Below are 22,812 nucleotides of genomic sequence, written 5' to 3'. Positions count from 1 at the left end.
GATGCTGGGCCGGTTGGACACCTTCCGCATCGTTGCGATCATCCTGTTGATCGCCGTCGTGGTGGTGAGCCTGGTCGCGATCCATCTGCGGCCGACGCCGCCGGTCATCGAGACGCCCCCGCCCATCCCAAGCCCAGCATCCGACGACCTCTCGGCCGAGCTGCGTCGCTGCAGCGCGCTCGGACCGCAGGACGCCGAAGACGCGCGCTGCGTGGCGGTCTGGGAGGAGAACCGCCGGCGCTTCTTCGGCCGGCCGGCGCGGCTATTGCCGCCACAAACGCACCCGGGCGCGGCTGCGCCGGCCACCAATGCGGCGGGAGGTGCGCGATGAACAACGTCGGCGTCATCGACACCTTCCTCAACACCTTCACAACCTACATCGATTCCGGCTTCGGCCTGATCAAGGGCGAGGTCGGATACCTCTCGTCGACCTTGATCGTCATCGACATCACGCTGGCTGGGCTATTCTGGGCCTGGGGCGCCGACGAGGACATTCTCCAGCGCTTGGTCAAGAAGACCCTCTACATCGGCTTCTTCGCCTTCATCATCACCAACTTCAACAATCTCTCGGCCATCGTCTTCAACAGCTTCGCCGGTATCGGCCTGAAGGCCGGCGGCGGCTCCATCTCGACGGCCGATTTCTTGCGGCCAGGACGGCTCGCTCAAACTGGATTGGATGCCGCCCAGCCGCTGCTCGACGCGGCGAGCCAGATGATGGGCTTCACCAGCTTCTTCGCGAACTTCGTCCAAATCGCGGTGCTGATGGTGTCCTGGCTGCTGGTGCTGATCGCCTTCTTCATCCTGGCGGTGCAGCTCTTCGTCACGCTGATCGAGTTCAAGCTGACGACGCTCGCCGGCTTCGTCCTCATTCCCTTCGCGCTCTTCAACAAGACTGCCTTCCTGGCTGAAAAGGTGCTCGGCAACATCGTGGCCTCCGGCGTCAAGGTGATGGTGCTCGCCGTCATCGTCGGCATCGGGTCGGGCCTGTTCTCACAGTTCACCCAGACCTACGCTGGCGGCCAGCCGACGGTCGAACAAGCGCTCTCCGTCGTGCTTGCCGCCCTCGCGCTTCTCGGCCTCGGTATCTTCGGTCCGGGCATCGCCACCGGCCTGGTCTCGGGGGCGCCGCAGCTCGGCGCCGGCGCGGCCGTGGGCACCGGCCTTGCCGTCGCCGGCACGGCGATGGCCGGCGCTGGCGCGCTTGGCCTGGCCGGTAGGGGAGCGATGGCCGCGGCCTCCGGCTCGGCCGCCGCGGTGCGCGGCGGCGCGGCAATGGCGGGCGGTGCATCCTCGGCCTACAGCCTCGCATCGGCCGGCAGGTCCGGAGCGTCGGGCGTCGCCGCCGGTCTTGGCGGCGTTGGGCGAGCCGCCGGCGCCGGCGCGGCCGCCCCCTTCCGCCGCGCCGCCAGCCAGGCCGCCGGGTCGGTGAAGCAGAGCTTCGCGGCCGGTGCCAAATCAAGCTTCGCCGCGACAGGCGGCTCCTCCACCCCAGGGACGGTCGGCGGCGGCCAGGCCGCCGGCGCCAGTTCCTCTGGAGCGGGCGCGACCGAATCCGGTCCGCCGGCCTGGGCCCAGCGCATGCGCCGCAACCAGGCGCTCCATCACGGCGCGACGGCGGCTGCAAACGCCCTCAGATCCGGCGATAGCCATGGCGACGGCCATTCCGTCGATCTCTCGGGAGGAGAATGAGCATGGCGATCTTCCGCCGCGCGTCGGTCCGCTATGGCCGCACACCAGAACCGGAAACCCCTTATCAGCGCGCCGCCCAGGCTTGGGACGAGCGTATCGGCTCCGCCCGGGTGCAGGCCAAGAACTGGCGGCTGATGGCCTTCGGCTCGCTCGCGCTCTCCATGAGCCTCGCCGGCGGCCTCGTCTGGCAATCGACCCATGGCAGCATCGTCCCTTGGGTGGTCCAGGTCGACAAGCTTGGCCAGGCGCAGGCTGCGGCTGCGGCTGCGGCTGCGCCCGACTACACGCCGAGCGATCCGCAAATCGCCTGGTATCTCGCGCACTTCGTGTCGCTGGTTCGCTCGTTGCCAGCCGATCCCATCATCGTGCGGCAGAACTGGCTCGACGCCTACGACTTCACCAGCACCTCCGGTTCCCAGGCGCTCAACGACTATGCCCGCGCCAACGACCCGTTCGCCAAACTCGGCAAGCAGCAGATCGCCATCGACGTCTCCAGCGTGATCCGCGCGTCGCCGTCGAGCTTCCGCGTCGAGTGGGTCGAGCACCGCTACCAGGACGGTGCGCTCGCCGACACATCACGCTGGACCGCGATCCTCACCGTCGCGATCCAGACGCCAACCACCGCCGACGTGCTCCGCAAGAACCCGCTCGGCATCTACGTCACCGCAATCAACTGGTCGAAGGAGCTGGGACAATGACCCTGCCGATTTCTTTGGAAGCCGGCAGTCCGGCTTCACGCCTGTCAGTCTCGCAGCAGAACTGGGAAAGAGGGATTACGTCTTTCCGTAAAGCCGGGCTTCTGGCTTTGCTGATGTCGGTCAGCGCGCTCGGCGGCTGCGCGCATAAATTCATTCCGCCGGACATCAACTACGACAGCGCTTTGCCGGCAAAGCTGACCGTTGATCCGCCGCCGCCGGTGAAGATCGTCGAGCTGCCGAAGCCTCTGCCGCTACCCGGCCAGTTGAAGCCCCTCGATACGGGCAAGCCCGTCCCCGAAGCGCCCGATCCTGCCGTGCGGGTCAATCAGGCCAATGCGGCTGCCCGCATCCAGCCGGTGCGGAACGGCTTCATCAACGCCGTGCAGGTCTACCCCTATTCGGCCGGCGCGCTCTACCAAGCCTACACCGCTCCCGGCGAGATCACCGACATCGCCCTGCAAGAGGGCGAGCAGCTCGCGGGTACGGGCCCCGTTGCAGCCGGCGATACCGTGCGATGGATCATCGGCGACACCGAGAGCGGCGCGGGGCCGACCAAGAAGGTCCATATCCTCGTGAAGCCCACGCGGCACGAACTGGTCACGAACCTGATCATCAACACCGACCGGCGGACTTACCTGCTTGAGCTGCGCTCGACCGAGAAGACCTACATGGCCTCGGTCTCGTGGCAGTATCCGGAGGATCAGCTCATCGCGCTGCGCCAGCAGAACCAGGCCGCCGAGGCGGCGGCGCCGATCGCCTCCGGCGTCGATCTCGCCGCCATCAACTTCCGCTATGCAATTCAGGGCGACAACCCGGCCTGGCGGCCGCTGCGCGCCTTCGATGACGGGCAGAAGGTCTACATCGAATTCCCTTCGGGGATTCGGCAGGGCGAAATGCCGCCGCTCTTCGTGATCGGTCCGGCGGGCGGGTCCGAGCTGGTGAACTATCGCGCTAAGGGCAACTACTACGTCGTCGACCGCCTCTTTGCCGCCGCGGAGCTTCGGCTCGGCGACAAGGACAGCGAGCGCCGCGTCCGCATCGTCCGCACCGATGGAAGGCCGCGGTCATGACGGACGAGCCGGAAGGCCAACAGCCGGCCCCGACGCCGGTTGTGTCGCCGGACCTGCGGCTCAGGGGCGAACGGCCCCGCGTCACGCGTCTCTCTCGCAAGGTGCTGATCACACTCGGCGCGGTATCCGCGCTCGCCATCGCCGGCGCGCTTGGCTACGCGCTTCAGACCCACAACAAGGGCCAGTCGGGGCAGGAACTGCTCAGCACCCAGAACCGCCCCTCGGCCGAGGGGCTCGCTGGCCTGCCGAAGGACTATACCGGACTGCCGCGACAAGCGCCTCCGCTTGGGCCGCCGCTGCCCGGCGATCTCGGCAAGCCGATTCTCAATGCTGGCGCAGCGCCGAACACCGTGACCCCCGGCGCAACGCCTGACCCGGAGGCGCAGCGCAGAGCCCAGGAGCTTGAGGCGGCGCGGGTAAGCCGGTTCTTCACGCAGACAAGTCAGCAGTCACCGGCCGTCGGCCAGGTGCTTCCGAACCCGTCCGGCACCTCAGGGGCTCCCGCGGCCACGCCCCCCGTCGACGCCGGCTCCGCTCAGAACATGCAGGACCGCAAAACCGCCTTCCTCAATGCTTCGACCGACAAGCGCACGATCAGCCCGGACCGGCTGGAGACCGCAGCCTCGCCTTACGTCGTGCAGGCCGGCACGGTCATCCCTGCCGCTCTGATCACAGGCATTCGTTCGGATCTTCCCGGCCAGATCACCGCTCAGGTAACCGAGGCGGTCTACGACAGCCCATCCGGCAAATACCTGCTGATCCCGCAGGGCGCGAAGCTGATCGGCCAATACGACAGCTCCGTCGCCTTCGGTCAGAGCCGTGTATTGCTGGTGTGGACGCGGATCATCATGCCGGACGGAAGCTCGATCGTGCTCGAGCGTCAGCCTGGGGCAGACACCGAGGGTTACGCCGGCTTTGAGGACGAGGTCGACAACCATTGGGGCATGCTGTTCAAGGCGGCTGTCCTCTCGACTCTGCTCAGCGTTGGCGCCGAGGCGGGCATGAGCCAGGACGAGAACGATCTAGTGCAGGCTATCCGGAGCGGAGCCTCGAACAGCATCAGCCAGACGGGCCAGCAGATCGTTCAGCGCCAGCTCAATATCCAGCCGACGCTGACGATCCGCCCAGGGTTCCCGGTTCGGGTCATCGTCACACGCGACTTGGTGCTCACCCCGTATGCGCAAGGAACCGATCCATGACGAAGCTCAAGCTTGGTGCGCTCGCAGACGACAAGCCGGTCAAGGTCACAGTCGAACTCCCCGCCAGTGTTCATCGCGATCTCATCGCCTACGCCGAAGTGCTCGGTCGATCTACCGGGCAAGCGGCGCCAGAACCGGCAAAGCTGATCGTGCCTATGATCGAGCGATTCATGGCTTCAGATCGTGGGTTCACCAAAGCGCGCAAGAGCCATGATGGGATCGTTTCTTACGTAGCCCCCGAAAGATCCGGGTAGCGTTGGTAGAGTAAATCGAGAAACCTCTTCAGCGATGGATTGCCGCTCTCCTTCCGCCAATGCGCCCGGAAACCAACGCGTGCCGGCCCACCGGCATCATAGATTTCACGAAATATCACTCCAGGATAGCTCACGCTAGTCGCACCCTCGAGCGCGAGCAGAGCACCGCAGCCTGCGCCAACGAGGGTCAATAGTCGATCAAGCGCCACGTCATGACGCGTCATGTTACAGCGTTCCGCAAACCCTAGCTTGGCAAGGAGTAACTCAGCCAGTTCGACGCCCGGTCCGCGCTGCGGCAACAGCAGCTTGGCGTCCATCAAGTCTTTCCATTCGATCGGATCGCGTTCGACCAGAACGTGCTGCTCAGGAAGCGCGACGACGACGCGCTCGCTCCACACGTTAAGCGACCTTTCGGACCACTTGGCATGTCCCTCTACCAAAAATGCGATGTCGATCTCACAGTTCGCTAGACCTGAAATCAAGTGATCACTCGATCCGTCCACCAAATGCATTACGACGTCGGGGAAGCGTTGATGATGCTCGATCAGCGTGGCACGAAGATTCCCGACTGAAAGTGACGCATGGACTCCGATAGTTAGTCGCCCACTTTCACCGCGAGACTGGGTCTTTAGCCGAATTGTGATCTCTTCAATGTCGGAGACGATTCTCCGAGCTGAGTCGAGGAACTCTTGTCCCTGTGGGGTGGGATGCGTGCCGCCGTTTGTGCGTTCAAAGAGAACAACCCCAAGCCGGTCCTCGAGACTTCGCAGCATCCGGCTGAGTGTCGACTGACGAACGTGCAACGCTTCGGCCGCCTGCCGAAGACTTCTATGCCGGGAAGCGGTGATAGCCCAGCGCAACTCTCTGAGATCGACACTCACTTCCCCTCCCGACCCCTGAACTTAGATCGCGTCCTTCTGCCGAACCCCATGAAGTTGCTGGTGAACTACGTCAGGCCCTGCCCGAGAGACGTGCCTCGGCCGCACTCTCATCGGTTGGTCCCTAATGCTTTCACAAGTTTGATGGCGCGCTCCGGGCACGCCTTCACGCACAAACCACAGGCGCGGCATTGGTCCGCGTTGGGCGTATAGGCGACCATCCCGCCGTGAACGCGATTTTTGAACTTCGCCACGAAAGAGAGGTTCCTATAATCGGATCGATCAATCTTACGAACGTCGAAGACATCAAAGGGACAAACCTCTACACAGGCATCTTTTCCTTCGCACCGATTGAAATCGACGACGGGGATCACTAGCCCGGCGGGATTATCGAAGCACTTACTTTCGCTCATTCCGCATCTCCGTTCTCGAAGAGACTCATCGTGTCATGACGACTTCACAAGGCGGCGACGAGAGCTGGATCATCATGGGTTCGCCGCGCGCTGCCGGAGCCCCTTCGAGAACATTTCAAGGGTTGTTGTCGGCTTGCCCAGGTTTTGCCAGGTCTCTCCTGCGTAGAAGGGATCCTCGTGGCTCCCGAAATACGCGAATAGATGGCCTACAAACTTCATTCTTGGATTGAAGAGGCCGATAAACCGGATCACCCATAAAGGCGCGACCCGAGTTTTTAGCGTCGGATCGTAGTTCTTGATGAATTCCTTCATTGCCTGCCTGACCCATATGGCTTCAGGCCCCTGGATTGGACAATGCTCCGGCATCATCTCAGGACTCTGAAAGGCTTTAGCAACTTGGTGCGCATAGTCGACAACGCTGATCCAATAGATCTTCACCTTGGTGTTTCCGATCCACTGCAGCGCATGCTTGTCGATCATGTTCGGCAGCAGCTCCATGAAGTGCGTCGGCGCGAAGAAGGTGTGGGGGATGCCGGAGGCGGCGATGATCTTGTGCCCCTCCATCCGAATGAGGTTCGGAACCATGTTGTTCTTGATTGTCTTGAGGGCCGGAGGATAAGCGCCGAGCGCCCCGATCTTCGCGATATACTGGATGTCGAGCCCCTGGGTGGCGGCAATCAGGTTCGCGATGCCCTCCCGCTCTTCGTAGAAGGCGAGGTTTAGTTCTGCCGTCTCAGTCGCAAGATTGATGTAAATGGCGTCCATCCCGTCGAGAGCAGCACGTAGGCTGGGGACGTCTCGGAGATCCCCTTGCAGGATCTCGACATTCGCAGGAAGCATCGTCCTGGCCTTGTCCGGCGAACGGACAATCGCTCGGACCTGGAAGGTCTTTGCCAGCTCCACCGCGACCGGCGCGCCAAGGCGGCCTGTTGCTCCAACGACGGCTATCTTTCTTATTGGCCTCATGCTCAGTCCTGACCCATTCGCGCAAGGATGTTCTTGAGTTCTTGGGGATCGTAATGCCGCTCTATGGCCTCGCTCTTCAGGCCTAGTCCGCGCAGTAGAAAGCGGACCGCACTTTCGATCAGTTCATCCCTCGAAAGGCCGTAATCGACGACTTCATCTTCAGGGAGGCTAATCAGATGAAGCGTATTTGCCAGGTGGTGAACGAACCAGATTTCGGCCTTGCCCGTGGAAATACCTTGTTCGGCATCGCCGGCCGCCTTTGCAGACTGAAGAGACTGTTCAAACAGGCCCACCCAAGGCTGCACATGCCGATCGAGGAACGCCTTCGCAAACCGGCCGTCGCTGAGCAGGCTGGAGGTAACGAGGCGCTTTGTATCTTCATGGGATTGCCGGGCGCCGATCCCGGGGAACACGGCTTGCACCAGCACCGCGACGCCCATGACGAGCGTCGCCGTTGACGGCGTCGCGCTGTCCAGCAGCCGACCGCCGACCGCATTTGCCTCGACGCAATGATGCTCCAGCTCTGAGTAGAGCGCGTCCTTTCCCGGGAAATGCTTGTAGAGAAGGGCTTCGGAAATACCTGCCGCGTTCGCGATGTCTTTTGTCGTGGCACCAGCTCGCCCAAGCCGGGCAAACACCGGCGCCGCAGCCGTCAAAATTGCCTGTTTGCGGTCAGCCGCAGCAAGCTTGGTGGGACGCATGATCAACGACTCTCCTTGCAAATCAAGGTAAGTGAACATTCACTTATTGTCAATTGGGCATCTGCCTCACGCGGCGCGTAACAGAAAATTGCGCAATGCGCACAATTGCGTGATACGCAATTTTCGGCTAGACTCAGCCCATGTCGTCGATGCAACAAGCGAAGAGCAGTGGATTGCGGGAGCGCAAAAAGCTGGAGACCCGCGACGCATTGGCAGATGCGGCCATGCGGCTAGCACTCAAGCACGGTCTTGACGGCCTTCGGGTCGAGGACATCGCGGCCGAGGCGAATGTCTCAATGCGAACCTTCAACAACTACTTTTCAACCAAGCAGGAGGCGTTAGTCGCCCGATACACCAACCGCATGATCTATGCGGCGGAGGCGCTTCGCGCTCGACCGGCTGCGGAGCCTATCTGGGAGGCGATTACTGAGGCGATGATCGCTCCATGGAAGGACACGACTCGCGGCCAGGCGATTCCCAGTCGCGCCGCCGTTTCCGAACTCCGCCTCATATTTGGTGCTTCGAGTACGCAGGCCGAAATTCTTCGAGGGGCACTGATTTCGGATCATCCGTTCGTATTGGCGGTCGCGGACCGCACCGGGACGGACCCGCAGCGAGACCTCTATCCACGCCTTGTCGCCGCGGTCGTTACGACCGCGGCCCAGGTCGCGATCAACGCATTTCTTCACGGCGATCAGCCCACGGCTCTCGTGCCGCTACTACGCGACACTCTCGCGCTGCTCTGCGCAGGATTGCCGCCCCCTTCCGGGACGCAGCCAATCTTCCCACGAGGAATATAATGACGTGATCATTTTCGTCGCTCTGGCATTCGCAGCGATCGTCACCGCGACCATCGTCGTCAACTTCAAATCCAGCTTCATCCTTCGCGCCCTGATGTTGGGTTTGCGTATGTCACGCCATAGAGGTCGTCTGGCGGCGATGTGCTCTGCGCCGCCCGAGATATAGCCGGACCTAGCTGCGACCTATCCGATCCATGTGACGACGTGGGGCTCGACCGGTCCGAAGGTTCTGCTCATTCATGGCGGCGTGCAAGGTGGACTCGGGGGCGGGCCTGCAACGTTCCGCGAGCAAGAGGAACTGGCGCGGGAAGGCTTCCGTTTGCTGGTGGCGGACAGACCGGGCTTCGGTCAAAGCCCTTCCCGGGGGGCCGAAGACATGGAGGCGGATGCGATCTGGGTGTCGGCCCAGTTGGGCGACGGCGCTCATTTGATCGGTCACTCCTTCGGCGGAGCGGTTGCGCTACTAGCTGCCGCCCGCCGGCCCTCTGCCGTCCGCTCGCTGGTCCTGATTGAGCCCGCGCTGATTCCCTTACTGCCAGGAAGCCGGGCCCTGAGAACGAATAAGGCGGCGCGCTCCGATTTTCTGCGCATGGGGGAGGCATGGCTTATGGCGCGAACCCCGGCGGAATACGGGGTCACCCTTGCCCACGACCTCGGCGTCCTCTCCGGAGCAGCATCCGATGGAGGGACAAGAGATCTCGATCCCCAAACCGCGCAAAAGCTCGGTTGCGCCCTATTGCAGGCGCGTCTCGCCTCTGCGGGTGCGATGCGGAGAGCTGCCCAAGCTGTGGCCAAGGCCGACATTCCCGTCTTGGTTGTCACGGGCGGTTGGAGCCCGACCTTTGATGCTGTTGGAGAGGTGAGCGCTGAAATGACTCATGGCCAGCACGTCGTGGTCAACTCGCCAAATCATTTCGTCCAGCTTATGAATGGCAAGGGCTTCAACGAGGCAGCCGCGAAGTTCATGCAAATGGCTGAGCGTCCCAGGCCTTGAAGGCGCGTGCTGGCTAACGCTCACGCTTGAATAGGAAAGCGTTGTCTGGCTGCGGCATGCCAATTGAGCGGTAGAACGGCATTGAGTCTGGAGCGGAAAGCAGGAGACACATTGCTTCGGGTCCTGCAAGGCGGCGGGTTTCTGACACTAAGATCTTTCCTATTCCACGGCCTTGCAGCGCCTTGTCGACCGCAAGGTCCGAGAGATAACAGCAATAGCTGAAATCCGTCAGAGCGCGGGAAACACCCACCAAGCGGCCCTTTCCGTCACGCGCAGTCACGATGAGGTTGGCATTTTTAAGCATTCGCTCGATGCGGCCACGGTCCGCAATCGGTCGCCGCTCCGCCAGGCCCGACGCGGTCAGCACCGCTATGAACTCATCAGGGCTAAGCCCTTGTTCTTGACCATACTTGATGTCGCTCATGATAGCCTTCGACTGTTGACCGCCGGTTCCCTACGATCTGCGCGCCTAAAACAGATCGACAACCTTGGATGTCCACTACAAGGCGACAGACCCGTTGGCCAGTTGCTCCGAATCCACTTCGGCCACCTACCTGCTTCGAAGCAACTTCGGCCGGGGTGCGAAGCCCTTCAGTGTTGATGACCTTGGGTGGATTTTCCGGCTCCGGTTTTCAGCAAGGGCGAGTAGTCAGTCATGCTCATGAAGACCGAGTCGACCTTCTCGACGGTGTCACGCGCCCGAGACGATTCGAACGTGTGGCCTCCACCTTCGGCGGGTGGCGCTCTATCCAAATGAGCTACGGGTGCATCGCTCCTTCCGGCCGCCGCGCTGAGCGCTTCGTGGAACGCTGGCGCGGACTTAGCCAAGCCAACCAGCGCTAGTATCAGGCGGGCAACTTGTCCGGCTGCAGTCCACGCGGTCGGCGATGCGCGATTTGCCAAGCGACCTAAACCCGTCCCGCTGTTGAATCTCTGGTCGGAGGCCGCTGGCAAGACTTCGGTGTCGATAGCTAGTTGGGTCGCAGTCTTTGGTCCAGAATTCGCGTTAAGCTACGCACCGACCCCGGCATTTTTTACCTCCTCCACGCCCCATTACTACGACCATCAAATACCTGTTGCACAACAACAAATCATCGCCCTGTCTGGTCTCTGCAATGTCAAAAGCATCCAGCAGGAGGCAGCATGACCATGCTCGTCGCAAGCCGTATCGTCCGTCTAAAAACCGTTCTCGCCCGCACCGGCCTGAGCCGCTCCACCATCTACCGCAAGATCGCCGAGGGCACCTTCCCAGCCCAGTTGAAGATCAGCATGAACGGATCCGGTTGGCACGAATCCGATATCGATTGTTGGATCGCCGACCCCGCCGGCTGGCGGCCGCCAGAGGCGTTGACGGAGAGAAGGCGCGCAAGCCACGCGTAGTTCAGAGATCGTCGTCCAACTCGTCGTCGTGAATCTCGGCGGCGCGCTGCTTCGCGTCGGCGATCAGTTCTTTGCCAGACTCGCCCTTCACCCAGGCATCGAGCATGTCAGCCCAGCATTGAAGCATGATCTTGCGCTCTGCCAAGTAGCGGTTCACGTTGTAGACAGCCGCGATCCGGTTCCGAGGCGCGTGAGCCATGCTCATCTCGATCCAGCGATCATCAAACTTGGCTCGGTTCAGGCCTGTCGAAAAGGTGCGGCGCAGGTCGTGAACGCCAAGGCTTTCGAAGTCCGGGTCATCCTTGCGGATACGCTCCACGGCCGCATCGATCACGCGATTGAGCGTGGCGTTGCTTATGGGCGTATCGCCGTCGTACCGACCAGGATGCAGGTATCGGCTGACGCCGAACATGGTCCGGAACGCCGTAAGAATGTCGAGCGCCTGATCACTCAGCGGGACAACATGCGGCTTGCCAGCCTTCATACGCTCGGCCGGGATCGTCCAGCGCGCGGCGGCAAAGTCGATTTCCTTCCATGTGGCGTCAATGAACTCCGACTTGCGGACTCCGGTAAGCAGAACAAACTTCACCGCTGAACGCAGCGTTGGAGCCGCCGCCACCTGATCCAACGCCGTCAGGACGGCGCGAACTTCAGACGGCGATAGGGCGCGCTCGCGCGGCTCGAACGTGGCGATAGCGCTGGTGCGTATCGACTCGGCTGGATTGCTCACATCCAGCCCACATGCCTGGGCGTGGCGGAACACCAGCAACACGACCTCGCGGACATGCACGGCGACGGCCGGCCCGCGTTTCTCTTTGGCCTCGTCGCAGAGGCGCTTGAGACGCTGTGGCGTCACCTCCCCTAGCTTGAGCTTCGACAAGTTTCCCGCGATGGCGCGATCATAGACAGAGCGGCGCATCGCTAGCGTGCTGTCGGCCAGCCTTTCTGCCCTCGACTTGGGATCGGCCTTGTGCTTGAAATACGCTTCCGCCCAACCGCCGAAGGTGAACGCTTCGGCTGACGCAGTGCGCTTCTCCACCTTGGCTTTCGACGGCGACTCACCCCGCTCAACCTGGCGCCTGGCGCGCGCCAAGAGCGTCCTCGCCTCCGCAAGCGACACATCCATTCCGTATTCCAGCGCGTCGGGCGCCCGTGTCAGCGTGCGCGCCGCCTCGGCGCTATAGCGGCCGATGGTCAATATCTCCTGCCGCCCGTTTACCCGGTACTGATACCGGAATGAAATGACCCCGCTCGGCGTGACAGCGGCGTGCATCCCGTCGCGGTCCGTCACCTTGTAGAGCTTGGCCTTTGGCTTGAGGTTTTTCAGTTCTTTATCAGTGAGATCGCCCATAAATCCGCATCCGGTCGGGGGGGCGAACGGATACCAACAAAGGGTGTGTTGGTAGCGAAAGCCCGTTTCTTGACCATTCTGCGCCATACCAACATCGCTACCAACAAAGTGGCCGGGCTGGGGTGACATGCAGTGATACGGGGTAGGAAGAAAAGTCCTTGTTAGTCAGAAGGTTCAGGCGATTTTTGGCACGGCGCGAGATGGTCTGAAACGACCTTAGATCACTCCCACTCGATTGTTCCCGGTGGCTTAGATGTAATATCGTAGGCTACACGATTGATGCCGCGTACTTCGTTGACGATGCGGTTAGCCACTCTCGCGATGAACTTGATATCGAACGGATAAACATCCGCTGTCATGCCATCGGTACTGGTGACGGCGCGCAGGGCGCAGGCGAAGTCGTAGGTTCGGCCATCGCCCATGACACCCACGGTGCGGACTGGCAGCAGAACAGCGAAAGCCTGCCAGATCTCGTCATAAAGACCAGCATTGCGGATTTCCTCCAGATAGATGGCATCCGCACGGCGCAGGATTTCAAGGCGGTCCTTGCTGATCGCTCCGGGAATACGGATGGCAAGGCCCGGGCCGGGAAATGGGTGGCGGCCAACCATATCTTTCGGCAGACCAAGTTCCAGACCCAGTGCACGGACCTCGTCCTTGAATAATTCGCGGAGCGGTTCGACCAGTTTCATCCGCATCCGCTCTGGCAGGCCACCGACATTGTGGTGGGATTTGATCGTCACCGAAGGACCGCCAGTAAAGCTGATACTCTCAATCACATCCGGATACAGCGTACCTTGCGCCAGGAAGTCAGCGCCGCCGATTTTGGCGGCTTCTTCCTCGAATACATCAATGAACAACTTACCGATTGTCTTGCGCTTTATCTCAGGGTCGCTAACCCCTTCCAGCGCTCCAAGGAACAGATCGGAAGCGTCACGATGCACCAGTTTAATGTTAAACCGGTCACGGAACATGGCGAGTACCTGTTCTGCCTCGCCCTGACGCAACAAACCATGGTCCACAAAAATACAGGTGAGCTGGTCGCCAATCGCCTCATGGATCAGCACCGCTGCCACGGTTGAATCAACTCCGCCGGACAGGCCGCAGATAACGCGCCCTTCACCGACAATCTCCCGGATTCGCTTGATTTCAGCGGGGCGGAATGCCGCCATGCTCCAGCCACCGGTGCAGCCGCAAACCGCGTGTGTGAAGTTACGCAGCAACTGCGCGCCATGCGGGGTATGGACCACCTCCGGATGGAACTGCACACCGTAAAAGCGGCGATCATCATCGGCAATCATCGCGAAAGGCGCGCCCTCACTGACAGCCACCGCGCGGAAACCGGGTGGTAAAGCGGTCACCCGGTCACCATGACTCATCCAGACCTGCTCACGCGCACCTTTTTCCCACAGCCCGTCGGTAATCCGGCAATTCTCTACCACATCGACATGGGCGCGGCCGAATTCCTGATGGTCATTGCCCTCAACCGAGCCGCCAAGCTGCACGCACATCGTCTGCTGGCCGTAGCAGATGCCCAGCACAGGGACACCCATCGAGAACACAACCTCCGGCGCGCGCGGAGATCCTGCCTGCGCCACGCTGGATGGCCCCCCTGACAGGATAATGCCCTGCGGTGCATAGGCACGGATACGCTCGGCATCCGCGGTAAATGGCCAAATTTCGCAGTAAACCCCTGATTCGCGGACTCTGCGGGCAATAAGCTGAGTGACCTGACTGCCAAAATCCAGAATCAGAACCCGATCAACGATCTGTTCGAGAATGTCGCTCATCAGGCTCTCTCTCCTTCAACGCACCCCGCGAGAAGGGGGGCAAATGCAGGCCCTATGTGGCCAGTGGGGGCAATGCCGGAAGCCGCGTCGGACCGCAACGGCAAAACAGTGGAAAACTGGCATAACAGGGCGACATTCCACTCTGTATGCCGGAGATCAGGTGTCATCCCGGTCCTCTTTTCGTAATTCTCCTGGGCGCAGCAGCATTTCAATTGGTTCCCACAAAAAAGCCTCCTGCTCCAGCGTTACACCCGCCAGAGAGATATGGCCCTGGGCTACGGCAACGCCACCAAGGCGGGTATGAAACCAGCGTGCCGGACTGTCCCTCAACACCCATGTATAAGCAGAGCGGCAGCCAAGCATTCTTAAATGCGAGGCCGCAGCACGTATCAGGCGGCGTCCCAATCCACGTTCCCGGTAATCGTCCAGAATACAGAGCGCACCGATTTCCCCTTCCCCCGGTGCACCGGATGCGGCTCTTGCCGCCGTGGAGAAGCCGATCACGCGCGGCCGCTTTGTTATGGAAGACGCCTGCTTTCCGCTTTCCCCAACAGGAGCAAGCGGTATGTCCTCACCCGATGCACACAGGACAAACACGCCCTGCCCGGCCATGATGGCGGCATCATAATCGGCTGCCAGTCTGGTTACGGACATCTGGCTGAGATGATGATCCGGCACGATCCCCGGACAGGCGCTGCGCCACACCGCGACATGCACAGCGCCGATCAAAGGCGCGTCAGCCGGGCGGGCGCGGCGGATGGCGATCATGCGGGGACCGGTTTCTCAAGCACAGCGGCGAAGAAGCCGTCTGTGCCGAAGCTGCGTGGCGTCAGGCTGAGCATATCCCCTGTCAGCGCCGCCGGAGCATCCGGCCAGGCCTGCCGCAGCGGCATCAGCCGGAATTCGGGCCGTCTGGCCAAGAAGGCCTCAATCTGGCCGGTATTTTCCTCTGCCAGCACGGAACAGGTTGCATAGACCAGCCTGCCACCCGGACGCAGCAAGGTGGCGGCTCGATCAAGGATTTCCGCCTGCTTTGGCACCAGTTCGAGCAGATCAGTCTCGGTCAGCCTCAGCCGCCCATCCGGATTGCGCCGCCATGTGCCGGTTCCGGTGCAGGGGGCATCCACCAGAACGCGGTCGAAGCCTCCGGCCCGGCGCTTGACCCATTTATCGCCCGGCGTCAGCAGATGGCGCTCGACATTATGCACCCCGGCCCGACGCAGCCGGCGTACCGCTCCTTCCAGCCGAGGCTCGGAGGTATCACAAGCCACGATATGGCCGCGATTGAGCATCGTCATTGCCATGGCCAGAGTCTTGCCACCAGCGCCGGCGCAATAATCCACCACGCGCATATCGGGACCAGCCCCGACCAGCGCCGCGATCAACTGGCTGCCTTCATCCTGAATTTCAATCAGCCCCTGCCGGAACGCTGCTCCAGTCGTGACCGGACGGCGACCATGCACACGCAGACCCCATGGAGACAGAGTGGTGAATTCCGCCTCGATCCCCTCAGCCCGCAAGGCGCTGCGAGCTGCATCACGATCCGATTTGAGCAGATTGACCCGCAGATCGAGCGGGGCCTCACTCTCCATCTCCGCCAGTTCAGCAGCCAGAGCCGGGCCGAAGCGATCCCTGAAGCGGGGCAGGATCCAGTCCGGCAGTTCCAGACGTACCGCATCCGGCATCTCCGGATGATCGAGTGTATGCCCCTCCAGACGGCGCAGAGCAGTCTGCTCTGTCTCTGTTAACCGTGCAGGCGCATACTGGCCGCCGGAGAATGCTTTTGTCACAGCCTCCAGAGTCCACCCGGTCAGCAGCATATAACCGGCCACCAGCAGGCGCGGTGGAGCCTCCGGCAACCACCACCCCATTCGGCGACGGGCACGCAGCACCTGCCAGGCTTGAGCAGAGACGGCCCGGCGGTCACTGCCGCCGATATAGCGACGGGCGCGGAAGAAATCGTTGGCCACCGCATCCGCCGGACGGCGGTGAGCAGCCTCGATTTCCTCCAGCAGCGTAATTGCTGCTGCAAGCCTCGCCGAGGGCGTCATAAAACGCCCGCCGGATCAGAAGGGAATATGCGCATCAATCAACCCGGTAGTTCGGAGCTTCACGGTCAATAGCCACGTCATGAACATGGCTTTCCCGCAATCCGGCACCGGTGATCCGACGGAAACGTGCATTACGCTGAAGATCGGTGATGGAAGCACTGCCCGTATAGCCCATCCCGGCCCGCAGACCGCCGGTCATCTGATGCAGCACCGCAGCCACCGGGCCTTTATAGCCGACGCGGCCCTCAATACCTTCCGGAACCAGCTTGAGCTGATCCTTGATGTCCTGCTGGAAATACCGGTCCGCCGACCCACGCGCCATTGCGCCGAGGCTGCCCATACCGCGATAGGATTTGTAGCTGCGTCCCTGATACAGAAACACCTCACCCGGTGCTTCGTCAGTGCCGGCCAGCATGCTGCCGACCATCACGCAATCCGCGCCCGCGCCAATTGCCTTCACCACGTCCCCGGAGGTACGGATACCACCATCGGCGATGGCCGGAACGCCCGCCGCACGGCATACGGCAGCGGTTTCCATGACAGCGGTAAACTGAGGCACCCCCACACCTGCCACGACGCGCGTGGTGCAGATACTGCCCGGACCGATACCGATCTTGACCGCATCCGCCCCCGCGTCGATCAGCGCCTGAGCACCTTCCGGTGTCGCGACATTGCCAGCGATCACCTGCACGCTGCTGCTGACCTTCTTGATTCGTGCGACGGCAGCCAGAACGCCCTCGGAATGACCATGGGCGGTATCGACCACCACGACGTCCACTTCTGCGTCAATCAAGGCCTGTGCGCGATGGAAACCGTCCTCGCCGACACCCGTGGCGGCAGCGACCCGCAAACGGCCCAGCGCATCCTTGTTGGCAAGCGGAAAGGCCTGCGCCTTGTCCATATCCTTCACGGTGATCAGGCCGACGCAGCAATAATTCTCATCGACGACCAGCAGTTTTTCGATCCGGTGGCGATGCAGCAATGTGCGTGCTTCCTCGGGATTGGTGCCGGGAGAAACCGTCACCAGATTTTCCCGCGTCATCAGCTCATACACCCGCACCGAAGGATCTGTGGCGAAGCGCACGTCACGATTGGTCAGAATGCCCACCAGACGGCCCGATTCGCGCTCCACCACCGGCACGCCGCTGATATGGTTGCTGCTCATCAAAGCGCGGGCATCGGCCAGCGTCTGGTCCGGATGGATAGTGAGCGGGTTCACCACCATACCGCTTTCATATTTCTTGACGCGACGCACCTGCTGCGCCTGCTCCTCAATGGTCAGATTCTTATGGATGACCCCAATGCCGCCATGCTGCGCCATGGCGATCGCCATATTCGCTTCTGTCACCGTATCCATCGCCGATGATACCAGCGGAATATTGAGGGAAATCTCCCTCGTCAGGCGAGTGGTGGTCACTACGCTGGAGGGCAGAATCTGCGAATAGGATGGAATGACGAGCACGTCGTCAAACGCCAGGGCTTCCTCAATCCGGGACACCGGAGAGACAGCAACCTGAGGGCTGGAGTTGCGATCAGAAACGTCATCGGAAGCCATGGCCTGGACCTTTCATCCTGTCGGACGGGCGGGTGCGCCTTGGCGCGCTCCCTTAACGCCCCGGCCCGTATCTGGGCAAGCCATTCCGTATTCTGCCTGCCCCGCGTCTGGGGCACGGCGGGTTGCCTGCCTGTATCAGTCCTGCAACCCATTGGCACGAAACCCTTTTGCAACGACATAAAGTTCGCTGCTTTCCTTCCGGCTGGAAGCGGGTTTGGCATGCCGGACGGAGGAGAATCGCTGCTTCATCGGTTCAAGCAGTTGTTTCTCCGATCCACCCTGAAACACTTTCGCCACGAAGGCTCCGCCGGGGGCCAACGCATCAAAAGCGAAATGCAGCGCCAGTTCGGTCAACGCGATGATACGCATATGATCGGTCGCCGCATGGCCGGTCGTATTGGGGGCCATGTCGGACATCACCAGATCGGCCTTGCCACCCATCAGGGAGGAAAGCCTCGCCGGCATATCATCATCGTTGAAATCGCCCTGGATCAGCGTCGCGCCGGGCACCGGATCGACCGGCAAAAGATCCACGCCGACCACCATGGCAGCACCGCGCTTCATGGCGACCTGCGTCCAGCCTCCCGGTGCCGCGCCCAGATCAATCACCCGGCTGCCCTTGCTGATCAGCCCGAATTTGTCATCCAGCTCGATCAGCTTGAAAGCCGCGCGGGAGCGCCAGCCCTGCGCCTTCGCCGCTGCCACATAAGGATCATTCAACTGCCGGGTCAGCCAGCGCTGGGAGGCCACGCTCCGCTTGCGGGCCGTTTTCAGCATCACAACCTTGCCGCGCGGCCCCGTGGGGGGCTGCGTCTTTCCACCGCTCATTGTCTATCCCGTCTCAAACCGGCTGCGTTGTGGCCGATATGCCAGAAGCCTGCCTATCCAATCCAGAGCACACCGAAGAAGAGGTTTTCTTCCGCCTTCTTCCAGCATGCCCCTGACTATGGCGGGCTTCCTGCATCATCCTGAGCAGCATTCCTTCCCGTAGGCCTCGATCGGCAACGATAACGGAGGAAGTCGGCCAGAGCGACCGAATAGCCTGAAAAATTGCACATCCCGGCAGCACGAAATCGGCACGCTGCGGACCGATACAGGGGTGCTTGCGTAAACCTTCTCCGTGCAGTCCTTCTTCACCCAACATCCGCAGTGTCTGCACCGCGTGATCGGCCTGGGGCATGGTCAGAACCGCACCATCGACCAGTGGCCGGCGATAGCGGTTGAGATCGAAACTGATGCTCGCCATCGTGGTCGCGGTACCGGAGGTGCCGAGCAAGGCAACCCCGCCATGAAGAATTTCATGACGGATACGGTGTACTGCCTCGAATGTCTCCATACGCTGGCGGACATCCTGCACCATTTCCTCGAACGCTGCGGTGCTGAAGCGGGCAGCGCCGTATTGCTCGGCAAAGCGGACAACACCAACCGGCAGGGAAACAGTTCCAATCAGCACCGGGCGATCTGCATCGATCCGTATCCAGGCCAACTCGGTAGAACCACCGCCAATATCGAACAGAAGAACACGCCTTGCCCCGCTACGACGCAGCAGAGGGGTACAGCTTTCCAGCGCGAGTTCAATTTCTTCCCGCGTGGAGATTACATCGAAATCAAGGCCGATTTCCGCCCGCACGCGACTGAGAAAGTCACTGCCATTTACCGCCCGGCGACACGCTTCAGTTGCCACGGCACGTACGCCGGACAGGCTTCTTCGCTGCATCCGGGCGGCACAGGCACGCAGGGCTGCAAGAGTACGCTCCATGGCCTGCTGACTGAGCCTGTCGGTGGTTTGCAGCCCCTCTCCTAACCTGACGATGCGGCTGAAACTGTCCAGCACGCGGAAACTGCCACCTGCCGGGGTTCCAATAAGCAAACGGCAATTATTGGTTCCCAGATCAAGTGCAGCATACGCGGCAACCATCGCCTGCCGATTTGACCGGGGGCAAGACAGGCGCATAGAGAACTGCTGAGAAACGGCCATCGGAAGAGTATAAACGGTTTACGGCCGAATGTGTCATTTTCCTTGCAAAATTTGGTGATCGTTCAGCCATCCCATCAAGACAGCCGCACTGACCTTGATTGGGAATATGCAAAAAGCATTACGGCAGGGACTTGCCCTGCCGTAAAACCGATGCTAATAGCCCGCCATCAGCCGCTTGGGGGATAGTTTAGCGGTAGAACTACCGGCTCTGACCCGGTCAGCCCTGGTTCGAATCCAGGTCCCCCAGCCACTCCCATATTTTGATTTTTGACGATCACACTGGACTGCTCATTCGCAGGTGCCCAGTGTGATCGTATTGACTGGCGTTAATCCACTTATTGAGCAAAGCTGCCGGTGCAGACCTTTTCCATTTCCGGCCGCTTTGACGGGCCCCACATTTCCTTTTCCTGACATCCGCCCTGCCGATACATTCCCGCAACCGCCAGTGAGACAGAGTGAATATTGGTCCGGGTTTGATATCCGCTCCGGCTCATAGCCGATGCTCCAGCAGCATGGGACACAGCGGGCATGCCGATCATCGCAGCACCGGCAATGGCGCAGATTGCAGCGAAACGTTGAATATTCATGACCTGGTTCATAGCTTATCTCCTCATATTATTTGTTGTTATGAACGAAAGCTTATTCCCTTTGTTCCTGATTTCCAGAGGGTTTTTTTTAAAATCGCGTTAAGGTAACAGCCATTTATTCATAGCATGGCACCCAAGACATCTGATTATGGCTAGCAGTATGAGAGCATTTGGAGTTAACTGAGAAAAAGAATTCAAACACAATGCCGGTTCAGGGAACGGCTTCGCATATAATAGAAATACTCCCAAAAATCACGGAGGCGTCCTAATGAATGTCATAAATGGATCAGAAACGGTTCAAACATTTCTTGGGGCTTGTCCCCATGACTGTCCAGATACTTGTGCAATGCTGTTCGATGTCAAGGATGGTCAATTGCAATCAGTGCGAGGCAATCCTGATCATCCAATGACCAGAGGCGGACTCTGCGTCAAAGTGAAAGATTACGAGAAAAGGCACACCCACCCTGACCGTGTGCTGTATCCCATGCGCCGTATCGGACCGAAAGGATCAGGGCAGTTCGCCCGGATCAGCTGGGATGAGGCACTGGACGAGATCGTCAGCCGCTGGCAGGCAATCATTGCTGAATATGGGCCGCAGGCAATCATGCCCTACAGCTATCTCGGGCATCAGGGGCTTTTGCAGGGCCTGAATGGCGGGGATGCTTTTTTCAATCGTCTTGGTGCCACAGTCTGCGAGCGGACCTTTTGCGGCGAAGGATCATCGACTGCATGGCTCATGGCGGTCGGGCCAACAGCAGGCGTCGATCCGGAAAGCTATATTCATTCAAAATACATCGTCATCTGGGCCTGTAACAGCATCAGCACCAATCTTCATCACTGGGCAATCATCCGTGATGCGCAGAAAAACGGCGCCACGGTCGTCGTGATCGACTCCTATGCCTCCCGCACCGCCAAAAGTGCGGACTGGCATATAGCCCCCCGCCCCGGCACCGATGGCGCGCTGGCCATGGCGCTGATCAACACGCTGATCGAACAGGATCTGGTTGATCATGACTATGTCGCCAACCATACGGTCGGATTTGACGAACTGAAAGCACGCGCTGCTGACCGCACCCCGGAATGGGCAGAAACCATTACCGGTGTTGCCGCTGCCGATATCCGCAAGCTCGCCCGCAGCCTCGCGACAGAGCAACCAGCCGCCATTCGCATCGGTGTGGCGCTGGAACGTCATTATGGCGGCGGCCAGGCCGTGCGTGCCATTGCCTGCATTCCGGCGCTGACCGGAGCATGGCGGCATGTCGGCGGTGGCATGACGCAGTTCTCAGTATGGGAGCATCCTTACAAATTTGATGTCATCTGCCGGCCTGATCTGATCCCGGAAGGAACGCGGGTGGTCAGTGCGCTGGAACTCGGCAAGGCGCTGACAGGTGACATACCGCTCGATCCGCCGATCATGTCGATGATGTGCTGGAATGCCAATCCGGTCACACAGGCACCGGAGACGGACAGGATCGTTCAAGGCCTGAAGCGGGATGATCTGTTTCTGGTGTCGGCAGAGCATTTCATTTCCGACACCGCCTCCTATGCCGATATACTTCTGCCTGCCGCAATGGGGGCAGAAATGGAGGATATCATCCTTTCCTGGGGGCATCTGTATCTGACCTACACGACCAAATGTGCTCATGCGCCTGGTGAAGCCCTGCCGAATAACGAAATCTTCCGCCGTCTGGCAGCAAAGTTCGGCTTTACTGACGCCAATTTCCTGTGGTCTGATGAAGAATGTCTGCAAAATTTTGTCGACTGGTCATCACCCGCCTGCGAAGGCATTGATCTGGCCTATCTGAAACAGCACGGCTATGCACGGCTGAATGTCGGCACGGCTGATAACAGGGCACCCCATAAAGACGGGAACTTCCCGACGGCGACCGGGAAATGCCATTTCATGCTGGATGGAGCACGCAATTTTGTACCGGCCCCATTCCGTCAGATGTACGAAGCATTCCAGCCAAACGAGGCAGTCGACCCTCTACCAGACTATCTCGGTGCACGGGAAAATCCCCTGACTGCGACCGAGTTGGCAAGACAATACCCGCTTTCGATTGTTTCACCGAAAAGCCACGGTTTTCTTAATTCATGCTATGCCAACATGGAACAGAAGATCCGTGGTCAGGGGGAGCAATTCGTGCTGATCAATGCCTCCGATGCGCAGGCACGCGGTATCGAGGATGGTGATCGCGTCAAGGTCATGAATAACCGGGGCGCCTTCCGCGCCATGGCCCGTATTACCAGCGACGTAAATCCCGGCATTGTCGTCACGACGCTGGGATACTGGCGGCAGTTGAATGATGGCACCGTCAACAGCATCAGCAGTGCTGCTTTCTCCGATCTCGGTCACGCGCCCAGCTTCTCCGACAATCTTGTGGATGTGATGCGCGCCAATTGAGGTGGGAGGCAGGCTCGTGCTCGCTGACGAGCCTGCCCACCTGTTGTTGCAGGG

At 60.6% G+C, this 22,812-nt stretch carries 24 protein-coding genes and 2 tRNA genes; 12 read left to right on the top strand and 14 right to left on the bottom strand.

The features are described 5' to 3' along the window. The first annotated feature begins 1 nt into the window (after position 1). The 6 genes from trbK-alt to GbCGDNIH8_RS06035 all read left to right on the top strand — a co-directional run bounded on the left by trbK-alt (position 2) and on the right by GbCGDNIH8_RS06035 (position 4,910). Positions 2-331 (top strand): putative entry exclusion protein TrbK-alt, encoded by a 330-nt coding sequence (trbK-alt, locus tag GbCGDNIH8_RS06060; RefSeq protein ID WP_072572478.1) that lies wholly within the window; start codon positions 2-4, stop codon positions 329-331. Further along, complete coding sequence (gene trbL / locus GbCGDNIH8_RS06055) at positions 328-1,689, top strand: P-type conjugative transfer protein TrbL (RefSeq protein WP_072572477.1); 1,362 nt, start codon at positions 328-330, stop codon at positions 1,687-1,689. Before trbK-alt ends, trbL begins: the two co-directional genes overlap by 4 nt. 8 nt (positions 1,690-1,697) lie before the next feature. Then, positions 1,698-2,387 (top strand): conjugal transfer protein TrbF, encoded by a 690-nt coding sequence (gene trbF, locus GbCGDNIH8_RS06050; protein ID WP_216634506.1) that lies wholly within the window; start codon positions 1,698-1,700, stop codon positions 2,385-2,387. A gap of 113 nt (positions 2,388-2,500) precedes the next feature. Beyond that, positions 2,501-3,457, top strand: coding sequence for a P-type conjugative transfer protein TrbG (gene trbG / locus GbCGDNIH8_RS06045; protein WP_475690358.1), 957 nt, complete (start codon positions 2,501-2,503; stop codon positions 3,455-3,457). Next, positions 3,454-4,656 carry a TraB/TrbI/VirB10 family type IV secretion system protein gene (locus tag GbCGDNIH8_RS06040; protein WP_072572474.1) on the top strand — a complete coding sequence of 401 codons (1,203 nt, stop codon included), beginning with the start codon at positions 3,454-3,456 and terminating at the stop codon, positions 4,654-4,656. The genes trbG and GbCGDNIH8_RS06040 overlap by 4 nt, the downstream gene beginning before the upstream one ends. Continuing rightward, positions 4,653-4,910: a DUF2274 domain-containing protein gene (locus GbCGDNIH8_RS06035; RefSeq protein WP_072572473.1), complete on the top strand. Its 258-nt coding sequence runs from the start codon at positions 4,653-4,655 to the stop codon at positions 4,908-4,910. Before GbCGDNIH8_RS06040 ends, GbCGDNIH8_RS06035 begins: the two co-directional genes overlap by 4 nt. On the opposite strand, the gene GbCGDNIH8_RS06030 is transcribed toward GbCGDNIH8_RS06035, so the two are convergent. The 4 genes from GbCGDNIH8_RS06030 to GbCGDNIH8_RS06015 form a co-directional block, all read right to left on the bottom strand. Then, positions 4,883-5,791, bottom strand: a complete 909-nt coding sequence (locus GbCGDNIH8_RS06030) for a LysR family transcriptional regulator (RefSeq protein WP_072572472.1) — start codon at positions 5,789-5,791, stop codon at positions 4,883-4,885. The two genes, GbCGDNIH8_RS06035 and GbCGDNIH8_RS06030, sit on opposite strands and share 28 nt — an antisense overlap. Before the next feature lie 107 nt (positions 5,792-5,898). After that, positions 5,899-6,201 carry a 4Fe-4S dicluster domain-containing protein gene (locus tag GbCGDNIH8_RS06025; protein WP_072572471.1) on the bottom strand — a complete coding sequence of 101 codons (303 nt, stop codon included), beginning with the start codon at positions 6,199-6,201 and terminating at the stop codon, positions 5,899-5,901. Positions 6,202-6,273: 72 nt separating this feature from the next. Then, complete coding sequence (locus GbCGDNIH8_RS06020) at positions 6,274-7,167, bottom strand: SDR family oxidoreductase (protein ID WP_072572470.1); 894 nt, start codon at positions 7,165-7,167, stop codon at positions 6,274-6,276. Positions 7,168-7,169: 2 nt separating this feature from the next. Further along, a complete protein-coding gene (locus tag GbCGDNIH8_RS06015; RefSeq protein ID WP_072573688.1) occupies positions 7,170-7,868 on the bottom strand; it encodes a TetR/AcrR family transcriptional regulator in 699 nt (232 codons plus the stop codon). A 140-nt stretch (positions 7,869-8,008) separates the two neighbouring features. On the opposite strand from GbCGDNIH8_RS06015, the gene GbCGDNIH8_RS06010 reads away from it, so the two are divergent. Genes GbCGDNIH8_RS06010 through GbCGDNIH8_RS06005 form a run of 3 tightly spaced genes read left to right on the top strand, consistent with a single transcriptional unit; the run spans position 8,009 to position 9,662 of the window. Beyond that, positions 8,009-8,668 (top strand): TetR/AcrR family transcriptional regulator, encoded by a 660-nt coding sequence (locus GbCGDNIH8_RS06010; protein ID WP_216634490.1) that lies wholly within the window; start codon positions 8,009-8,011, stop codon positions 8,666-8,668. A 4-nt stretch (positions 8,669-8,672) separates the two neighbouring features. Continuing rightward, the gene (locus GbCGDNIH8_RS12835; RefSeq protein WP_157692562.1) at positions 8,673-8,834 is read left to right on the top strand and encodes a hypothetical protein; all 162 of its coding nucleotides are present in this window, start codon (positions 8,673-8,675) and stop codon (positions 8,832-8,834) included. 30 nt (positions 8,835-8,864) lie between these two features. Continuing rightward, positions 8,865-9,662: an alpha/beta fold hydrolase gene (locus tag GbCGDNIH8_RS06005; protein WP_157692561.1), complete on the top strand. Its 798-nt coding sequence runs from the start codon at positions 8,865-8,867 to the stop codon at positions 9,660-9,662. 13 nt (positions 9,663-9,675) lie between these two features. On the opposite strand, the gene GbCGDNIH8_RS06000 is transcribed toward GbCGDNIH8_RS06005, so the two are convergent. Both GbCGDNIH8_RS06000 and GbCGDNIH8_RS05995 read right to left on the bottom strand, forming a co-directional pair. Next, on the bottom strand, positions 9,676-10,086 hold the full coding sequence (locus tag GbCGDNIH8_RS06000; protein WP_072572467.1) for a GNAT family N-acetyltransferase: 411 nt from the start codon (positions 10,084-10,086) through the stop codon (positions 9,676-9,678). Positions 10,087-10,356: 270 nt separating this feature from the next. After that, positions 10,357-10,430 (bottom strand) — tRNA-Arg (locus GbCGDNIH8_RS05995). Between the two features lie 375 nt (positions 10,431-10,805). Here GbCGDNIH8_RS05995 and GbCGDNIH8_RS05990 point away from each other — a divergent pair. Next, positions 10,806-11,042 (top strand): helix-turn-helix transcriptional regulator, encoded by a 237-nt coding sequence (locus tag GbCGDNIH8_RS05990; RefSeq protein WP_253736131.1) that lies wholly within the window; start codon positions 10,806-10,808, stop codon positions 11,040-11,042. A gap of 1 nt (position 11,043) precedes the next feature. Here the strand turns inward: GbCGDNIH8_RS05990 and GbCGDNIH8_RS05985 are convergent, their stop codons facing one another. From GbCGDNIH8_RS05985 to GbCGDNIH8_RS05955, 7 genes are all read right to left on the bottom strand, one after another. Beyond that, positions 11,044-12,393, bottom strand: a complete 1,350-nt coding sequence (locus tag GbCGDNIH8_RS05985; protein WP_072572466.1) for a tyrosine-type recombinase/integrase — start codon at positions 12,391-12,393, stop codon at positions 11,044-11,046. Positions 12,394-12,614: 221 nt separating this feature from the next. Beyond that, a complete protein-coding gene (gene guaA, locus GbCGDNIH8_RS05980) occupies positions 12,615-14,183 on the bottom strand; it encodes a glutamine-hydrolyzing GMP synthase (protein WP_072572465.1) in 1,569 nt (522 codons plus the stop codon). Positions 14,184-14,339: 156 nt separating this feature from the next. After that, the gene (locus tag GbCGDNIH8_RS05975; RefSeq protein ID WP_072572464.1) at positions 14,340-14,951 is read right to left on the bottom strand and encodes a GNAT family N-acetyltransferase; all 612 of its coding nucleotides are present in this window, start codon (positions 14,949-14,951) and stop codon (positions 14,340-14,342) included. Further along, positions 14,948-16,234 carry an RsmB/NOP family class I SAM-dependent RNA methyltransferase gene (locus tag GbCGDNIH8_RS05970; RefSeq protein WP_072572463.1) on the bottom strand — a complete coding sequence of 429 codons (1,287 nt, stop codon included), beginning with the start codon at positions 16,232-16,234 and terminating at the stop codon, positions 14,948-14,950. The genes GbCGDNIH8_RS05975 and GbCGDNIH8_RS05970 overlap by 4 nt, the downstream gene beginning before the upstream one ends. Before the next feature lie 34 nt (positions 16,235-16,268). Then, positions 16,269-17,789, bottom strand: a complete 1,521-nt coding sequence (gene guaB, locus GbCGDNIH8_RS05965) for an IMP dehydrogenase (RefSeq protein WP_216634489.1) — start codon at positions 17,787-17,789, stop codon at positions 16,269-16,271. A 135-nt stretch (positions 17,790-17,924) separates the two neighbouring features. Further along, a complete protein-coding gene (locus GbCGDNIH8_RS05960) occupies positions 17,925-18,617 on the bottom strand; it encodes an RlmE family RNA methyltransferase (RefSeq protein WP_072572462.1) in 693 nt (230 codons plus the stop codon). 13 nt (positions 18,618-18,630) lie between these two features. Then, positions 18,631-19,767: a Ppx/GppA phosphatase family protein gene (locus tag GbCGDNIH8_RS05955; protein WP_095206427.1), complete on the bottom strand. Its 1,137-nt coding sequence runs from the start codon at positions 19,765-19,767 to the stop codon at positions 18,631-18,633. Positions 19,768-19,943: 176 nt separating this feature from the next. On the opposite strand from GbCGDNIH8_RS05955, the gene GbCGDNIH8_RS05950 reads away from it, so the two are divergent. After that, positions 19,944-20,017: transfer RNA gene (locus tag GbCGDNIH8_RS05950), tRNA-Gln, on the top strand. An 85-nt stretch (positions 20,018-20,102) separates the two neighbouring features. Here the strand turns inward: GbCGDNIH8_RS05950 and GbCGDNIH8_RS05945 are convergent. Continuing rightward, on the bottom strand, positions 20,103-20,354 hold the full coding sequence (locus GbCGDNIH8_RS05945; RefSeq protein WP_157692560.1) for a hypothetical protein: 252 nt from the start codon (positions 20,352-20,354) through the stop codon (positions 20,103-20,105). Positions 20,355-20,622: 268 nt separating this feature from the next. Here GbCGDNIH8_RS05945 and GbCGDNIH8_RS05940 point away from each other — a divergent pair, with 268 nt between their 5' ends. After that, complete coding sequence (locus GbCGDNIH8_RS05940; protein ID WP_072572460.1) at positions 20,623-22,758, top strand: molybdopterin-containing oxidoreductase family protein; 2,136 nt, start codon at positions 20,623-20,625, stop codon at positions 22,756-22,758. Positions 22,759-22,812 lie beyond the last annotated feature (54 nt).

Origin of the sequence: Granulibacter bethesdensis (assembly GCF_001889545.1) — a bacterium.
GTDB classification, from domain to species: domain Bacteria; phylum Pseudomonadota; class Alphaproteobacteria; order Acetobacterales; family Acetobacteraceae; genus Granulibacter; species Granulibacter bethesdensis_B.
This window is presented reverse-complemented; position numbering and strand designations above follow the sequence as displayed.

Excerpts from the sequence above, each read along its gene's own strand:
- trbK-alt (WP_072572478.1), top strand. The coding sequence starts at position 2 with ATGCTGGGCCGGTTGGACACCTTCCGCATCGTTGCGATCATCCTGTTG.
- trbL (WP_072572477.1), top strand. The coding sequence starts at position 328 with ATGAACAACGTCGGCGTCATCGACACCTTCCTCAACACCTTCACAACC.
- trbG (WP_475690358.1), top strand. The coding sequence starts at position 2,501 with ATGTCGGTCAGCGCGCTCGGCGGCTGCGCGCATAAATTCATTCCGCCG.
- GbCGDNIH8_RS06040 (WP_072572474.1), top strand. The coding sequence starts at position 3,454 with ATGACGGACGAGCCGGAAGGCCAACAGCCGGCCCCGACGCCGGTTGTG.
- GbCGDNIH8_RS06035 (WP_072572473.1), top strand. The coding sequence starts at position 4,653 with ATGACGAAGCTCAAGCTTGGTGCGCTCGCAGACGACAAGCCGGTCAAG.
- GbCGDNIH8_RS06025 (WP_072572471.1), bottom strand. The coding sequence starts at position 6,201 with ATGAGCGAAAGTAAGTGCTTCGATAATCCCGCCGGGCTAGTGATCCCC.
- GbCGDNIH8_RS06020 (WP_072572470.1), bottom strand. The coding sequence starts at position 7,167 with ATGAGGCCAATAAGAAAGATAGCCGTCGTTGGAGCAACAGGCCGCCTT.
- GbCGDNIH8_RS06015 (WP_072573688.1), bottom strand. The coding sequence starts at position 7,868 with ATGCGTCCCACCAAGCTTGCTGCGGCTGACCGCAAACAGGCAATTTTG.
- GbCGDNIH8_RS06010 (WP_216634490.1), top strand. The coding sequence starts at position 8,009 with ATGTCGTCGATGCAACAAGCGAAGAGCAGTGGATTGCGGGAGCGCAAA.
- GbCGDNIH8_RS06000 (WP_072572467.1), bottom strand. The coding sequence starts at position 10,086 with ATGAGCGACATCAAGTATGGTCAAGAACAAGGGCTTAGCCCTGATGAG.
- GbCGDNIH8_RS05990 (WP_253736131.1), top strand. The coding sequence starts at position 10,806 with ATGACCATGCTCGTCGCAAGCCGTATCGTCCGTCTAAAAACCGTTCTC.
- GbCGDNIH8_RS05985 (WP_072572466.1), bottom strand. The coding sequence starts at position 12,393 with ATGGGCGATCTCACTGATAAAGAACTGAAAAACCTCAAGCCAAAGGCC.
- guaA (WP_072572465.1), bottom strand. The coding sequence starts at position 14,183 with ATGAGCGACATTCTCGAACAGATCGTTGATCGGGTTCTGATTCTGGAT.
- GbCGDNIH8_RS05975 (WP_072572464.1), bottom strand. The coding sequence starts at position 14,951 with ATGATCGCCATCCGCCGCGCCCGCCCGGCTGACGCGCCTTTGATCGGC.
- GbCGDNIH8_RS05970 (WP_072572463.1), bottom strand. The coding sequence starts at position 16,234 with ATGACGCCCTCGGCGAGGCTTGCAGCAGCAATTACGCTGCTGGAGGAA.
- guaB (WP_216634489.1), bottom strand. The coding sequence starts at position 17,789 with ATGGCTTCCGATGACGTTTCTGATCGCAACTCCAGCCCTCAGGTTGCT.
- GbCGDNIH8_RS05960 (WP_072572462.1), bottom strand. The coding sequence starts at position 18,617 with ATGAGCGGTGGAAAGACGCAGCCCCCCACGGGGCCGCGCGGCAAGGTT.
- GbCGDNIH8_RS05955 (WP_095206427.1), bottom strand. The coding sequence starts at position 19,767 with ATGGCCGTTTCTCAGCAGTTCTCTATGCGCCTGTCTTGCCCCCGGTCA.
- GbCGDNIH8_RS05945 (WP_157692560.1), bottom strand. The coding sequence starts at position 20,354 with ATGAATATTCAACGTTTCGCTGCAATCTGCGCCATTGCCGGTGCTGCG.
- GbCGDNIH8_RS05940 (WP_072572460.1), top strand. The coding sequence starts at position 20,623 with ATGAATGTCATAAATGGATCAGAAACGGTTCAAACATTTCTTGGGGCT.